Genomic DNA, 14,625 nt, shown 5'->3' on the forward strand with positions numbered 1-14,625 from the left:
GTCCGAGGTGGAAGCGTGGTGACACGTGGAGCTGACGGATACTAATCAATCGATGACTTAACTATATTCAAAAGCGGAGACGACCGTTTAAGTCCGCTGGGCTAAGCAAGCTCACATTAAGGCTGTGATTTTTCAGCCTTGAGGGGAGATAGCTTAGAACATGAGGACTTGGGAGTCGGAGCTAGATGATAAAATATGTTTGATAACTTGAATGTCTTATCCAGTTTTGAGGGTTTTCAAAAAAACTCTTGATATTTTCCTTCAAGGATCTTATAATATATCTTGTCCTTGAAAATGAATAATAGAGATCTGGTAACGATAGCGAAGAGGTCACACCTGTTCCCATGCCGAACACAGCAGTTAAGCTCTTCAGCGCCGATGGTAGTCGGGTCGATCCCCGTGAGAGTAGGACGCTGCCAGGTTTCATACTTATTCCACCGTAGCTCAGTGGTAGAGCAATCGGCTGTTAACCGATCGGTCGTAGGTTCGAATCCTACCGGTGGAGCCATTTACGGAGAGCTGTCCGAGCTGGCCGAAGGAGCACGATTGGAATTCGTGTAAACCGTTTTCGCGGTTTCGAGGGTTCGAATCCCTCGCTCTCCGCCATATCGAAGATATTCGTTTGGCCCGTTGGTCAAGTGGTTAAGACACCGCCCTTTCACGGCGGTAACACGGGTTCGAATCCCGTACGGGTCACCAACAAATGCATGATGTACATATTCACCTTACTCATGCTTAGGCACATTCCTTTTGTGGAGGATTAGCTCAGCTGGGAGAGCACTTGCCTTACAAGCAAGGGGTCGCAGGTTCGAGCCCTGCATCCTCCACCATTTATTTCATTATTATGGGAACCAAATAAAGGTTCACCCACATTATCGCGGGGTAGAGCAGTCTGGTAGCTCGTCGGGCTCATAACCCGGAGGTCGCAGGTTCAAATCCTGCCCCCGCAACCAAAATACGGTCCGGTAGTTCAGTTGGTTAGAATGCCTGCCTGTCACGCAGGAGGTCGCGGGTTCGAGTCCCGTCCGGACCGCCACTGATTACATTTTTACATACAATCATAGATTGATTTGGCTCGGTAGCTCAGTCGGTAGAGCAACGGACTGAAAATCCGTGTGTCGGCGGTTCGATTCCGTCCCGAGCCACCATTTCATCAGCTTGCCGGCCTAGCTCAACTGGCAGAGCAACTGATTTGTAATCAGTAGGTTGGGGGTTCAAGTCCTCTGGCCGGCACCATTTATTTAATATGGAGGGATAGCGAAGTTGGCCAAACGCGGCGGACTGTAAATCCGCTCCCATCGGGTTCGTAGGTTCGAGTCCTACTCCCTCCACCATTTTTTCATAGGGGTATAGTTTAATGGTAAAACTACGGTCTCCAAAACCGTCAATGTGGGTTCGATTCCTACTACCCCTGCTTTTCTACTATTAATTATGGCGGCTATGGCGAAGGGGTTAACGCACCGGATTGTGGTTCCGGCATGCGTGGGTTCAAATCCCACTAGTCGCCCCATTTTTTTAAAAAAATGTTGTTGGGCCATAGCCAAGCGGTAAGGCAACGGTTTTTGGTACCGTCATGCGCTGGTTCGAATCCAGCTGGCCCAGCCAATAAATGCGGGAGTAGTTCAGTGGTAGAACACCACCTTGCCAAGGTGGGGGTCGCGGGTTCGAATCCCGTCTCCCGCTCCATTTTATATTCATAATATTGAAATGACTGTATAGAATGTAATATGGCGGCATAGCCAAGCGGTAAGGCAGAGGACTGCAACTCCTTTATCACCGGTTCGATTCCGGTTGCCGCCTCCATGCCGGTGTGGCGGAATTGGCAGACGCGCACGACTCAAAATCGTGTTCCTTCGGGAGTGCCGGTTCGACCCCGGCCACCGGTATTACAAAATAGCCAAAAGTAGACGTTCTTGCGTAAAGCAAGGCGTCTTTTTTTCTGGGAGTAAAGGTAATGAACGATTCACAGTTTGCAGAATCGAAAAATCCTATTGACTACTTATAAGAGGGATACAAAAAGTCGTAGAGACGTTGAATAATTCTATTGTATACGAAAATGGTACGTTTTTAAGGAAGTTCCAAAACAAGTGAACGTGTTGAGTTGGGGTGAACGAAAAAACATCACCGTTATTACAAATACATGCACAACAAGACTTCAACGATAATGTTGTGGTCTTTTTTAATTCTCATAGTGATTATTGTATAATAAAACTTTAATCAAGGATAAAATCAGTTTTAATAGATGTGAGATGAAGTACGGTAACCATTACAACAAGTTGATAAAGTGAAAAATAGCAAGAACCTGAAAAAGAAGAACACAGAAGTCTAGTTGTATAAATTGTAAACTACGTATCGAGAGTAGGTGGAAATAGTGAGTGGAAAGAAACTAGATAAAGAGATGAAATCGGTTTTTTCAAGATTAGAAAGGGTGCAAAGAGAGCAGGAGGAGAAACAGTATAATCGGCATTGGAGTGAAATAAAAGTTCCTTTTACGCTATATGAAGGACTAAGCAAATATACGAAATATGAACTAGATGCTATCAGAAAAAATTTAAAAGTTAAAAATGCGAGCAGCTTGAAGAAGAAGGAATTAATAGCAGTATTAGAAGAAAGGGTTCAACTTTACCTTAAGCAAATTCCCCTCTTATGGGATAGCGAACGTTTTAAGTTGCTAACCAACATAGCTAGTAATGGTGGTTATGTGGTCGCGCCAAAATTGGAAGCCGATCAAGTCGAGTATTTTCGTGCTTATGGTTTGATTTATACTGGAACCCTGGAAGGGGAGAAAATACTGGCTGTACCTGATGAGTTGATTAAGCCAATCCTATCCTTAAAAAATGATTTAAAAGTAAGAGCGGCAATAAGTAGAAATACAGAGTGGATTAAGCTGACACAAGGGCTTTTGTATTATTATGGAACATTAAGCAGCAGGCAATTAATAAGCTTGCTGGAAAAGTACACAAAAGATACGTTCAATTTTGCAGAATATATAGAAATAATTGCTGATGCCATTTCTTATCATGAGGAAGTATATATAGATGAGGAGGGCTTCTCAAATATTCGTGTGTTTGATCCGAAACGGGTAAAACAGGAACATGAAATGAGAGGAAATGTACCGTTCTATCCTTTTACTAAGCAACAAGTTCTAACAGCAGGGGAACCAGGATTTGTGGATAGGAACAAAAGTTATAAGCAATTAGTCAACTTCTTTACAAAGCATTTTGGAATGGGTAAAGAGGAAGCAGACGGCACTGTAGAAGAATGCGTCTATGCTACTAGGATTGGGCATGGTCCAAATGATGTTTTAACTTATTTATCAAATTTATTAGAATTTGATAGTAAGGAAACTGTCCAAGCTGTAATGGATAAAGTCGTGTATTTAATGAATAACACTAGGGAATGGTTTCTTAAAGGATATACATCAACAGAGTTGAGTACGCGGGAGAAAAAACATCTACAGCCATTACCGTCATCTGAATTTAACCACAATGATGGTAAAAAGGTTGTGAAGATAGGCAGAAATGAACTATGCCCCTGTGGGAGTGGAAAGAAATATAAGAAGTGCTGTGGCAGATAAAAAGATAAAATGCTTAGAAAGAGCTGAGCTGCCCCAAGTATTATGAAAATAGTGAAATGAAGGCGCCCTGTCCCCACAGGGCGTTTTTTTAAAAAAACTGTTGACGTATATAAGTCTTTGTAACTATTATATAAGTAGTGTTAAATGTAAAATTTTGAAAATGGAAAATTAGAGGGAGAAGATGATATGCTTCAATATTACAGAGATGAGCAGCTGCTGTTATGGACTAAGTTATTACATGAGCTATTTCCTAATGGTGTACCTAATAAAGCTGACTGGGATAAAAAAGAGGACATTATGAAAGTATTAAAGTTTGTAGGTGAGCATAAGGCTTCAAACCACACATTTTTGCCTGAAAGTGGCGGTTTGGATTTAGTTGGTGCTGATTTGGCTACAGAGGAAGAGACTATAGAATTACTATTTGACGGAAACCCTCAAATTTTAAAACCAAAGGTACTACATTTTCGTTGGAATCAGGAAGCAGATTCAGAATGGGCATATTTTTATTTGGAGGCTGGTGAGCTGCCTGATAGTAAAGTTTATTCTAATTCTAGTAACCACGAAGAATTAGCGGAGCTGGATCCAGGAGAGTATGTTGACCGTGGCTGTTGGGAGAAGGGAGAAATAGGCGGACAGAAAATACCGAGAAGCGCAAGACTAATCAAAAGGCACCGAAGTGGTTCATTTGTGATATTTTCAAAGGGATCCAAGTATAATGCTGTGACAGGTACATATGACGGACGTCATGACAAATTCGGTTTTAAAAACTTTGAGAAATATATTAGCGGTACCATAGAGGCCATTAATGATGAAGTTCGGCACACATTAACCTAAATGGAAAGAATTGTTTTTTAAATTTTATGGTGGGAAATATCGCACCTATTGAATGAGTTAGGAATGATCAACTTAGAAAATAAACCGCCATACTTTGGCGGTTTTTTACTGGAATAATTTACACGTATATGCGACTTTGTTACGATAATATTACAATAAAGATGAGAAAAAGGTGGGATACGATAAAATGACATTCAAAAGAACGATGTGGACTCTCGGAATTATTGCTTTCCTCGTGTTAGCTGTGTTCGTTTACCTTGTTGTTTCGGACGTAATGACGAAGGAGGATGTGGCAAGCGAGTCTAGTCAAACGGAGGAAGCTGCAAGCGATTCCGGTCAAACGAAGGAAGCGGAAGCCGGGGAGGTTTCAACAGAGAAAATTGAAGAAACGCAGGCAACGGTTGGAGAAGCAAATAAAGACGTTGGGGAGTTTGTTTCAAAGACACATGATTTTTACAATGATACAACAGGTTATGGGGCGATCGCCTCTTTAAATTGGAATGACCAAAGGAAAAAGGCCGAGACGATTCTTTCACAGATCGAGACGTTAAAACCGAATGTTACGTCAAATAGCCTTAAGTCTGATTTGGAGGAAATAGGCTCTTATGCCTCCACAGTGCTTGAGAATAAGGATAAAGAAACGGTTCGTAATCTTCACCGAATGTTTCATGATCTGGATATTGCGTTAAATTCTTATAGTGGAACTGACAAAGTTTGGGGAATTACGGAAACGCTGGATTAGAAAACACCCAATGAAGTTCCCTGCACATGGTATTTTTTTAACGTATGTAGAATGAAAACGAATTCATAATGTCTTGATTTGTCTTGTTTTATCTTCCTTTGTCAAAAGCATTTACATACACATAATAATCCTAGATAATAATGTCTGGTTGTGACAAAAACATATAGGAGATGTGGGGAATTGTTGAATGTAAGACAGTTGATAAAATGGTGTATTGATAAAAAGAGAGTTGAAATGATTGAACTTGGCATGGAAAAGGGACTTACCAACAAAGAAGTCATTAAATGCAGTCAACAGTTAGATGAGCTGCTCAACGTTTATAGCAAGGTGATGGGGGAGAGTCAGCTTACCTCTTCTGTATAATTCGATTGAGGGCATAACGTGGTGGACAGCTGATGATGATTACACATAATTCAAGTATGAGTGTACTTATAAATAATAGTTCGTATCAGAAGGTTTCCTGGCTGTTTGTAGGCCATGGAACCTTGTTTATTTTTTCATATAGTTGAGTTCAGCTCCAATAGACTTTAAGATTTCTTTCTTAAGTTCTCGTTTTTGTTCTAGAACCTCTCTGCTGTAGCCGGGGTCCAGTTGGTTAATATACTTATTGAGGTCTTCTAGGTCAGCTTGTGCTTCTGTTTCCAATTCTTGAAGGTTGGTGATCTTTACGTGTAATGGGTCGTTCCAATTTAACATGTAGCTCAGCTCCTGAAAAAATAGATATTTTGCTCTAGTATAGCCAGCTATACTGCTAGAATATACATTTTCGCCTGTTCGCCCCCCTGGATAATTTATAAAAATGACCTGACACCCATTTAGTGTCAGGTCGTTTTTTGGTCTTTTTCTTCCGCACCCATTTCTTTTCCTAAGAGGACGATCGATTGATTGATCCTCCATACATAGTATAGATGATGGATGAGGTCACTTTGGCTCCCATGATGGGCAGGCGCGTATTGTTCGGTTTGTTTTCTTTCTTCATTCATATTAAATGTGATTCCGCTTCGGTCTCCTGTTGTCATCATATGAGTTAACGTCTCTATGTTGGACTTGAATTTATCCTCCATTGAGATGAAAACAGCCTCGAACTCTTCCGGATAAGTAAAATGCTTTTGGTATGAGGAAGCTACCAGGTGTTTAGCGTAATAGTTGATCGCTGTAAAAATCGTGATCCATCGTGGTAGTTCACGATGTCTTAGGGCTCCCGGCCGTTGAAGAAGCGATTTGGACTCATCCTTAATGGCTTGAACCTTTTCATCCATTTTAAAGGCATGGTCAGCTAATTCTTTAATGTCCATAGGTTCACGAAAACTGTGGATGTACTGGGTCACATATGAACTGAGTTCTTCAAGGTAGTCATTAAAGGCTTCGGATACTTTTTCCATCGTTTTCTTTGGGAAAATCAAAGCTGCAATGGTTAAGGCAATGGCTGCTCCTGCAATAGTGTCTATTACGCGTGCTCCTAATAGAGCGAAGCTGATTCCTCCTAGTAATAGGTCATACATGAAGGCGATGAGCAACGTGATGAGCATACTCATTAGCGTGTAAGAGACCGCCACAATGTAAAAAGCTAAAAATACAACGGTAAAAAGAAGAACGATTTCTATAATGGAATGTCCTGAAACGGCCTTGGCTAATACGAAGCCAATTACGGCACCAATGACTGTTCCTACTGATCGCTGCAAGCCTTTCATATACGTGCGGCCAACGGACTCTGTACCGAGCTGAACGATAAATGTCGTTAACAATACCCAATAGGGCTGGACTGGCGAGATGAGGTGCCCGACAATAATCGCGATGGTCCCAGCAATTAACGATTGGTACGCTTTTTTCGTAGAGGGCCTTAACTTCTTGCTGTCCTCTTGATCGTTGTCGTCTGCTTCGCTTGCTTCCTCCTCCTTCTTCTGAGTAGGTTGTTGGCCTGAGTGCAGCGATTGTTGGATGGCTAACGCCCCATTTGTTACATGTGTAGCAATCGATTCGATTCTGCGTATTAAATAAAGCCATCCTTCAGGTCGTGAATTTTCCCTGGCAAACAAATGAGTACTCATGTGGCGTAACTCTTCGGTAGCTGCTTGAGCCTTTGCAAGATTTTGTACTTCATAATCTTGTGAAAGAACTTCGGCTTTGTGAAGCGAGGTAATGACCTTGGCTAAAAGGTCTTGTAATTCTTTTGCTTCTAGTGCATCTTCCTTCTTCAACCGGTGGAGGGAATCGGCCAGGGTTACAACAAGCATCGACGTATCAAAAACATACAGTCTTAACTGTGAGGTGGTGAGACCTGGCCAGACTTCTGTTACATCCTGTGTGTTAAGGTCAGTTGCGACATGGCTGGCATATTCCCTAAGCTTACTGACGTTATATTGAAGCTTTTTAATGCGGGAATGATTGATCTCTGGATCCTGAATGATTTCAATTAGAAGATCAAATGCTAAATTGGCTTGGATATGAAAAGAACGCATGCTTCTTTTTAACAATTGAGCTGAATCTTTAAAGACGATAAAGTTATATAAAAATGCGAAAGATCCTCCGATCACGATCCCCAAATAAAACCAAGGGAATTGACTAGGAGATAGTCCTAAAAAAGAAGATAAATAAACCGTCATAAATCCAATCATGCCTAGAGAAAAATAACGGCTTCCGAAACGTGAAAAGTAAAATCCGCAAAAAATGATCAGAATCATAAGCGCGGAAACTAGGTAAGCGTTCGAGGCTAACAAAGAACCTGCAGTTACCCCACATGCAGCGGAGACGCCGAGCAGCAAAGTGGTTACTTTCTTTTTCTCTTTCGTGTCATCCATAACTGTCATAATCCCAAGCATACCTGTGATTCCTGCCACAATAGCTGGCATCAGAGGAGGTTGTCCTAATAAATTCAGAACAAGGATGACGGTGACGACAGCGGAAATCAAGCTAATTGTCGCTTTTCCAGCTTGGTTGAGCCTTTTCCTACCTGGATCTGAGGCAAGAAAACGGCTTATCCAATAGTTTTTTCTTTGTAATAACCTCAATGTTTCATCAACCTTCTTTATTAAAATCGCTATTTGTGCTCTCCTTATCGTAAGGCTCTTTGTCCGTCAATTCAACTGTTTCAGTTTAAATAGCTATGGTAAATACCTGTACTTAACAGGTATAGGGTAATCACGGTGAATACGAGAAGGAGGAGGATGAATTGCTTTTTTGACAAGGGCGTTATTCGGGTCGAATAGATAACTCCAAATTTATAAGCCGATTACGATAAGCGTGGTCAACCCGATCGCTAAAGTTAATCATGTAATTTCTCCTTATCTATATTATTTTTAAGAAAGTAATGTATAGAATGGCTAGGTAACTACTATACTAGTAATAGATAAGATGAACTATTCGACAAAAATCGATAGTTTCGTGTTGCATCCTTTGGATAGGGTTGTTATAATTTGAATTACGGTTTCGAAATAAGAACGATTTGCGGGTGTAGTTTAGTGGTAAAACCTCAGCCACGAGCGATACTTCATGAGTATGCTTCGAGTTGCCCGCCCCGATTAGCTTCTTTGAATAAGCTAGTTAGAGGTAAGGGCATGTAAATACGCGGCTAATGAAACTGTTTAAACGCGGGTGTAGTTTAGTGGTAAAACCTCAGCCTTCCAAGCTGATGACGAGGGTTCGATTCCCTTCACCCGCTCCATGACTACCAATTGAGTAGGAAGCAATAATACCTAAATATGTGAGCCAACGCAGTGTTTCGTTTATTCAAGTAACGAAGCATTGCGTTTTTTAATGAAGATGATAGGATACATAGGTAGTAGAGGAGTGACGTGCGATGAATAAATTAAGAAATATGCTGCAACAAATAGATGGCAAGAGTTATAAAGGTTATAAGCAAATTCAGGGGCGTTATTTTTTCTCAGCTTATGAGTTGATGATTGATTACGTTCAGGGAGATCCGTTTGCTGCTCCTTCGAAAATACGGCTTCGCATCCCCGCTAAGACCCGCAAGATCGACGAAGAATGGATCTCAACAAGGAAGCGGAAAGTTTTCGCTGAAGATGTGATGACGAGAAAGGTAGCTCAGGCGATTTACCAAACTGGTTCTGATGTGCGCGGTTCTGGAAAAAGCGGTCTCGTAGCCATTGATCGGCCAGGGCAGGAAGTGTTAGAGCGGACAGCGGTCAATTTTGAGAATGGGTTTACAACCGTATGTTTAACAGTCGGTCTGCCCGCGAACGGTCGCAGGATTAATGGTAAGCAGGCTGAGAAGTTATTTTTCCAATTGCTCCCTGACATCATTGAGAAGTCTGTTCTTAGTATAAAAGATCAGGAAATTGCAGAGTCGGTAAAATTAGCAGATCAGCATGAAACGGTTTTGAATAAAATGAAGGAAGAAGGCTACATTTCGTTTGTAGCGGATGGGGCTATTTTGCCTCGTGCAAGCGGAGTAAGCGACAAACCGATGAAGGAAGCGGTGGCCTTTCAAAGTCCTGAAGCCAACCGGGTTTCGATTGATTTACCGCACCGCGAACAGCCGCTGACAGGCATGGCGATTCGTAAAGGAATTGTCCTGATTGTTGGTGGAGGTTATCATGGAAAAAGTACGTTATTAAAAGCGATTGAGCGTGGCGTTTATCCGCATATTAAAGGAGACGGCCGTGAATACGTCGTGACAGATCCTCAGGCTGTTAAAGTAAGAGCCGAAGATGGCCGTCAGGTGACCAATGTTGACATTTCACCTTTTATTAAAAATCTGCCTCATGGCGTGGATACGACACAATTTTCAACAGAAAATGCCAGTGGCAGTACATCACAGGCTGCCAATGTAATTGAAGCGATTGAAGCTGGTGCTGATACGCTCTTGATCGATGAAGATACGAGTGCCACGAACTTTATGATTCGGGATGAGCGCATGCAGGAGCTTGTCGTTCGAGAGAAGGAACCGATCACCCCGTTTATTGATAAAATTCAGCAGATGCGCGATGAACTTGATGTGTCTACCATCTTAGTGATGGGCGGTTCCGGAGACTATTTTCACGCCGCTGATGAAGTGATTATGATGGATCAATATGTGCCTCATCAGGTGACAGAGCAGGCGAAACAAATTGCAGCCAAATATCCGAGTAAACGGGAATCCGTGGCTGAATACTTTGGAACTTTGCCAGCGAGATCGTTTGCCCCTCAATCGATTCAAGCTAAAAAAGGGAAGAAAGAGAAAGTGCAGGCAAAAGGCAGAACGCTTATTTTAATGGGAAGAACAGAATTGACACTTGACGCTGTGGAACAGCTGGTCGATACGTCGCAAACACGATTAGTGGCTGACCTTTTGTTACATTTAGATAAAAAAGGGATATTAAAACAAAACTTAACGTTACATGAACTGCTGGATAAACTTGACCAGCAGCTTGATGAACAGGGACTCGCTTCATTTGCTCCTTTTAAGGATCAGCATCCAGGGGAGTTAGCCCGCCCGCGCAGATTTGAAATCGCGGCTGCTCTTAATCGGCTGCGTACAGCTAAAGTGAACGATATGAGATAAATTGTTGAAGGGAGGTAGTCAAGGTGGGCATTCACACATTCAAGGAAGAAGTTATTGCATACAGTAAAGAAGTTGGCATAGACAAAATTGGCTTTGCCTCTGTCGATGTATTTGGAGAGCTGAAAGCAAGACTGAAAAGACAACAGGACCTTGGCTATCAATCCGGGTTTGAGAAAGGGAGTCTTGAGGAGCGGACTGAGCCTGATCGTTTGCTTCCTGGATCTCAATCGATCATTTCAGTGGCGCTTGCCTATCCTTCGAAAATGCACGACGCCCCTCGCAGTGTGAAAGGCGAACGGCGTGGGATTTTTTGTCGTGCTTCATGGGGCCGGGATTATCATGATGTATTGCGGGATCGTTTACAGAAATTAGCTGCGTTTATTAAGGAACGTTTTCCCGAAGCAGAACTGGCTTCTATGGTTGATACAGGTGAATTATCTGATCGCGCTGTAGCCGAACGCGCTGGCATCGGATTTAGCGGGAAAAATAGTGCGATTATTACCGAGGAATTCGGCTCCTATGTGTATTTAGGCGAAATGGTAACGAACATTCCGTTTGAACCAGATGAACCAGTTGATGACAGTTGTGGAGATTGCAATATATGTGTGGATACTTGTCCAACAGGAGCACTCGTTGAGGGCGGCCAGCTTAATGCCCAGCGTTGTATCGCTTTTCTAACCCAGACGAAAGATTTTCTGCCTGAGGAATTTAGAAATAAACTGGGCAATAGACTATATGGATGTGATACTTGTCAAACGGTTTGCCCTAAAAACAAGAAAAAAGACTTTCACAATCATAAAGAATTTGAGCCGGACCCGGAAGTGGCTAAGCCGAAGCTGATTCCGCTGTTGTCCATTTCCAATCGTGAGTTTAAAGAAAAGTTTGGGCCGATGTCGGGTTCATGGCGTGGGAAAAAGCCGATTCAGCGCAATGCAATTCTGGCTTTAGCTCATTATAAAGATGAAACGGCAGTGGATGAATTGGTTCGTTTGATGAAGGAAGATCCCAGACCAGTTATAAGAGGAACAGCGGCCTATGGACTTGGGAAAATTGGTACGGCCGCATGCTACGCTGCCATTGAAGAAGCACAAGCGATAGAAGAAAACGAAGAAGTGCTTTTTGAAATGGAAAAGGGCCTGAAATTCCAAAAACAATAATATAGTATACCTTTTCATATGGAGATAGATTATTGTATAATAGAAAAAAATGTTAATAAGGGGACTATCTATGAATCATCCATCTTATTTGTATTATGACGTGTTTGACTCCCCTGTGGGTCCAATAACAGTGTTAGCTGATGACAAAGGGGTAAACCGGATTGATTATGGACAGTTTGAAGAACGGATAACATTTTACCAAGCATGGACGAAGAAGCACTTTTTAAAAGGTGAATTTAAACGAGATGCCGATCAGCAATATGTGAAGCAAACTAAGATGGAAATTAATGAGTACTTCAGCGGAAACCGTAAACAGTTTACCATCCCGCTCAATTGTTATGGCACTTCTTTTCAACGAAGTGTGTGGAGAGCACTGCTTCATTCCATTCCACATGGAGAGGTGAAGTCTTATAAGGAGGTTGCGGTTGTATTGCAAGCTCCTAAGTCAGTGCGAGCAGTTGGCGGGGCTGTCAACAAAAATCCTTTCTCCATCGTTGTTCCTTGTCATCGAGTGATCGGGAGTAACGGGAAGCTGGTAGGTTATGCTGGCGGATTGGATAAAAAGCAGAAACTGCTTGAATGGGAAGGAAATCCACAACTTCAGCAAGCTGAATAGCGAAACAAAAAGGGATGCGCCAGGCGCATCCCTTTTTTGTAAGCGCCGGAATAAAAGCAATTCCGCTCATGGTTTTAAATTTTCGCTCATAACTTGTAAAAAGGGGCGATGTGAATGGATGCTTTAAGGAAGTACTGGGAAGACATCATGAAGCGGTTATTGGACCAGAAAGAAGAACCATGGCTTGAGCGCAAAGTGAAAAAGCTTCATGAAAGAGGCCAGCTGGTTAAACGAGCTACATTTGGTGTGAAGCCTTTTCATAGCGTTCGATATGAGAGAGTGAGTGATATGTCATATATGCTTTCGTTGTCTCTCCTTATTAAAGATCGGCAGGATTATTACTTAGAAGAAGGGGTCTATCGCTGTAGGGCTTTTTTAAATGGCGGGAAGTTAATAGAACAGGTAACGGAAACGGAAGCAAGTACAACAGGGGAAGAACGACTCGCTTCAGCGTTTACGGATAAGCATCAAGATCAGCGGCTGCCTTTCAAATACGATAGGAGGGCGGCTGTTCAATATGCTGAACGATGGTGGGATAGTTACAATCCGGCTTACAAACATTTTGATGTGGATTGCACCAATTATGTATCTCAATGCCTTCGAGCTGGCGGTGCGCCAGTGTGGGGACAGCCGAACCGTGGCAGGGGCTGGTGGTACTCAGGGTCCAACTGGAGCTACAGCTGGGCTGTTGCCCACTCGCTTCGTTGGTATTTAAGCGGGGCAAGGCAAGGATTAACAGCAAAAGAAGTATCAGATGCAGCTCTATTATCGCCAGGTGACGTCATTTGTTATGACTTTGAAGGAGATGGGCGGTTTGATCATAATACAATTGTAGTGAAAATGACCAGTAAAGGTCTGCCTTTAGTCAACGCCCACACAATGAACAGCCGCCATCGATTCTGGGATTATGAAGACTCTACAGCTTATACTCCGGCTATTCAATATAAATTTTTCAAGATAGGAGCGGAATAAATATGGTATAATAGTCAGGTTGATTCTGTAGACAACGAGGTGAACAAAATGGCTAACCATATCGTATTATTTCAACCAGAAATTCCTGCCAATACAGGTAATATTGCTCGTACATGTTTAGCTACGAATACCCAGCTGCATTTGGTTCGGCCGCTTGGATTCTCAACGGATGACAAGATGCTTAGAAGAGCTGGTCTGGATTATTGGCATGACGTGACAATAAACTATTACGATTCGATTGAAGAGCTTTATGCATCTTATCCGAATGGGGAGTTTTATTATATTGAGAATTTTGGCACCCGCTCTTTCGTAGACTTTGATTTTAGCGATGAGGCACAGGAGTGGTTTTTCGTATTTGGAAGAGAGTCAGACGGGATTCCTAAGACTCTGCTCGAGGGCTTGGAAGATCGCTGCCTGCGTATTCCCATGACGGACAAAGTACGTTCATTAAATTTAGCTAACACGGCTTCTATCATCTTATTCAACGCTTTAAAACAGCAGAATTTCCCTGGTTTGATCAAATAAAATTTTTTTATTAAAAAAATCGCATCCCAGCAGGGGTGCGATTTTGTCCATCCATTACTTTTTAGGTCTACCTGCTTTCGTATCATATCCTGCTGAAAAAATAGATACTAAGTACGTCACACAAACTAAGATAATCAATGTTAATTTCATGTATGTCGGCCTCCTTTAAAGTCTTTAAAGACAAGCATGCTGTTGTTTATTATACCCCATATCCTGGTTAATGTGAATCGCCTGTCTATGGAATATCTTAAGAAATTATCAATGGCTGGGTTAAATGCCTACACAATAGGTTTTTCCCCACATAGATTGAAACGTAGGTGATTAACCAAGGCTGAAATGGAGGAATAGTAATGGATCAGTACCAGCCCTATCCTTATCAGTATGGGTATTATGATGAGGAACATGCACGAATTGCTGATCAACAGATGTTTGGCTATGAACACGGTTATGATGACGACCGATTTTTTGGACCATTTTTCGGGGGTCCATTTGTAGGAGGATTTCTTGGAGGATTACTAGGAAGTGTAATCGTGCCTCCTGGTGGTTTCGGAGGAGGATATTATGGCCCGGGACCTGGGCCAGGGCCAGGATACGGGCCGGGCTATGGTTATGGCTATGAATATCCACCGCCATATGGACGTCCGCCTTATTATTATGGATCTCCCTGGTAAAAATATTTGCAATAGCCGTCGAATAGGC

Annotated in this window: 12 protein-coding genes, 16 tRNA genes and 1 rRNA gene; 27 read left to right on the top strand and 2 right to left on the bottom strand. The window is 42.3% G+C overall.

From position 1 onward, the window contains the following. The first annotated feature begins 308 nt into the window (after positions 1–308). From rrf to B5354_RS12610, 20 genes are all read left to right on the top strand, one after another. A 5S ribosomal RNA gene (gene rrf, locus B5354_RS12515) occupies positions 309–422 on the top strand. A gap of 11 nt (positions 423–433) precedes the next feature. Continuing rightward, positions 434–508: transfer RNA gene (locus B5354_RS12520), tRNA-Asn, on the top strand. Positions 509–513: 5 nt separating this feature from the next. After that, positions 514–606: transfer RNA gene (locus B5354_RS12525), tRNA-Ser, on the top strand. Between the two features lie 18 nt (positions 607–624). Continuing rightward, positions 625–699, top strand: a tRNA-Glu gene (locus tag B5354_RS12530). 55 nt (positions 700–754) lie between these two features. Further along, a tRNA-Val gene (locus B5354_RS12535) sits at positions 755–830 on the top strand. 46 nt (positions 831–876) lie between these two features. Beyond that, positions 877–953: transfer RNA gene (locus B5354_RS12540), tRNA-Met, on the top strand. Between the two features lie 6 nt (positions 954–959). Then, positions 960–1,036 (top strand) — tRNA-Asp (locus B5354_RS12545). A gap of 36 nt (positions 1,037–1,072) precedes the next feature. Beyond that, positions 1,073–1,148, top strand: a tRNA-Phe gene (locus tag B5354_RS12550). A gap of 12 nt (positions 1,149–1,160) precedes the next feature. Further along, positions 1,161–1,236: transfer RNA gene (locus tag B5354_RS12555), tRNA-Thr, on the top strand. A gap of 12 nt (positions 1,237–1,248) precedes the next feature. Further along, a tRNA-Tyr gene (locus tag B5354_RS12560) sits at positions 1,249–1,334 on the top strand. A gap of 9 nt (positions 1,335–1,343) precedes the next feature. Then, positions 1,344–1,414 (top strand) — tRNA-Trp (locus tag B5354_RS12565). A gap of 20 nt (positions 1,415–1,434) precedes the next feature. Continuing rightward, positions 1,435–1,510, top strand: a tRNA-His gene (locus B5354_RS12570). A gap of 20 nt (positions 1,511–1,530) precedes the next feature. Further along, positions 1,531–1,605, top strand: a tRNA-Gln gene (locus B5354_RS12575). Positions 1,606–1,611: 6 nt separating this feature from the next. Then, positions 1,612–1,686 (top strand) — tRNA-Gly (locus B5354_RS12580). A 43-nt stretch (positions 1,687–1,729) separates the two neighbouring features. Then, positions 1,730–1,803 (top strand) — tRNA-Cys (locus B5354_RS12585). Position 1,804: 1 nt separating this feature from the next. Beyond that, positions 1,805–1,886, top strand: a tRNA-Leu gene (locus tag B5354_RS12590). Positions 1,887–2,371: 485 nt separating this feature from the next. Then, entirely contained in the window at positions 2,372–3,577 is a 1,206-nt protein-coding gene (locus B5354_RS12595) for an SEC-C metal-binding domain-containing protein (RefSeq protein ID WP_079529175.1), read from the top strand. 186 nt (positions 3,578–3,763) lie between these two features. Next, positions 3,764–4,411, top strand: coding sequence for a hypothetical protein (locus B5354_RS12600; RefSeq protein WP_079529176.1), 648 nt, complete (start codon positions 3,764–3,766; stop codon positions 4,409–4,411). 187 nt (positions 4,412–4,598) lie between these two features. Then, on the top strand, positions 4,599–5,153 hold the full coding sequence (locus tag B5354_RS12605; RefSeq protein ID WP_079529177.1) for a hypothetical protein: 555 nt from the start codon (positions 4,599–4,601) through the stop codon (positions 5,151–5,153). Positions 5,154–5,333: 180 nt separating this feature from the next. Continuing rightward, positions 5,334–5,516, top strand: coding sequence for an aspartyl-phosphate phosphatase Spo0E family protein (locus B5354_RS12610; RefSeq protein ID WP_079529178.1), 183 nt, complete (start codon positions 5,334–5,336; stop codon positions 5,514–5,516). 126 nt (positions 5,517–5,642) lie between these two features. Here B5354_RS12610 and B5354_RS12615 read toward each other — a convergent pair whose 3' ends face one another. Then, a complete protein-coding gene (locus tag B5354_RS12615; RefSeq protein WP_079529179.1) occupies positions 5,643–5,849 on the bottom strand; it encodes a hypothetical protein in 207 nt (68 codons plus the stop codon). Positions 5,850–5,974: 125 nt separating this feature from the next. Beyond that, a complete protein-coding gene (locus tag B5354_RS12620) occupies positions 5,975–8,161 on the bottom strand; it encodes an FUSC family protein (protein ID WP_139377135.1) in 2,187 nt (728 codons plus the stop codon). 579 nt (positions 8,162–8,740) lie between these two features. On the opposite strand from B5354_RS12620, the gene B5354_RS12625 reads away from it, so the two are divergent. From B5354_RS12625 to B5354_RS12655, 7 genes are all read left to right on the top strand, one after another. After that, a tRNA-Gly gene (locus tag B5354_RS12625) sits at positions 8,741–8,814 on the top strand. Between the two features lie 135 nt (positions 8,815–8,949). Then, positions 8,950–10,656: an ABC-ATPase domain-containing protein gene (locus B5354_RS12630; protein ID WP_079529181.1), complete on the top strand. Its 1,707-nt coding sequence runs from the start codon at positions 8,950–8,952 to the stop codon at positions 10,654–10,656. A 23-nt stretch (positions 10,657–10,679) separates the two neighbouring features. Beyond that, entirely contained in the window at positions 10,680–11,813 is a 1,134-nt protein-coding gene (gene queG, locus B5354_RS12635) for a tRNA epoxyqueuosine(34) reductase QueG (protein WP_079529182.1), read from the top strand. A gap of 70 nt (positions 11,814–11,883) precedes the next feature. Further along, positions 11,884–12,429, top strand: coding sequence for a methylated-DNA--[protein]-cysteine S-methyltransferase (locus B5354_RS12640; RefSeq protein WP_079529183.1), 546 nt, complete (start codon positions 11,884–11,886; stop codon positions 12,427–12,429). Positions 12,430–12,543: 114 nt separating this feature from the next. Beyond that, positions 12,544–13,401, top strand: coding sequence for an amidase domain-containing protein (locus B5354_RS12645; protein ID WP_079529184.1), 858 nt, complete (start codon positions 12,544–12,546; stop codon positions 13,399–13,401). A gap of 48 nt (positions 13,402–13,449) precedes the next feature. Continuing rightward, a complete protein-coding gene (gene trmL / locus B5354_RS12650) occupies positions 13,450–13,926 on the top strand; it encodes a tRNA (uridine(34)/cytosine(34)/5-carboxymethylaminomethyluridine(34)-2'-O)-methyltransferase TrmL (RefSeq protein WP_079529185.1) in 477 nt (158 codons plus the stop codon). A 350-nt stretch (positions 13,927–14,276) separates the two neighbouring features. Further along, the gene (locus tag B5354_RS12655) at positions 14,277–14,597 is read left to right on the top strand and encodes a hypothetical protein (protein ID WP_079529186.1); all 321 of its coding nucleotides are present in this window, start codon (positions 14,277–14,279) and stop codon (positions 14,595–14,597) included. Positions 14,598–14,625: the final 28 nt, after the last annotated feature.

It is taken from the genome of Halobacillus hunanensis (genome assembly GCF_900166655.1).
GTDB lineage: Bacteria > Bacillota > Bacilli > Bacillales > Halobacillaceae > Halobacillus_A > Halobacillus_A hunanensis.

What these genes read in the sequence shown, in the direction of transcription:
- B5354_RS12630 (WP_079529181.1), top strand. Translation starts at nt 8,950, where the DNA reads ATGAATAAATTAAGAAATATGCTGCAACAAATAGATGGCAAGAGTTAT.
- B5354_RS12645 (WP_079529184.1), top strand. Translation starts at nt 12,544, where the DNA reads ATGGATGCTTTAAGGAAGTACTGGGAAGACATCATGAAGCGGTTATTG.
- trmL (WP_079529185.1), top strand. Translation starts at nt 13,450, where the DNA reads ATGGCTAACCATATCGTATTATTTCAACCAGAAATTCCTGCCAATACA.
- B5354_RS12605 (WP_079529177.1), top strand. Translation starts at nt 4,599, where the DNA reads ATGACATTCAAAAGAACGATGTGGACTCTCGGAATTATTGCTTTCCTC.
- B5354_RS12615 (WP_079529179.1), bottom strand. Translation starts at nt 5,849, where the DNA reads ATGTTAAATTGGAACGACCCATTACACGTAAAGATCACCAACCTTCAA.
- B5354_RS12600 (WP_079529176.1), top strand. Translation starts at nt 3,764, where the DNA reads ATGCTTCAATATTACAGAGATGAGCAGCTGCTGTTATGGACTAAGTTA.
- B5354_RS12655 (WP_079529186.1), top strand. Translation starts at nt 14,277, where the DNA reads ATGGATCAGTACCAGCCCTATCCTTATCAGTATGGGTATTATGATGAG.
- B5354_RS12640 (WP_079529183.1), top strand. Translation starts at nt 11,884, where the DNA reads ATGAATCATCCATCTTATTTGTATTATGACGTGTTTGACTCCCCTGTG.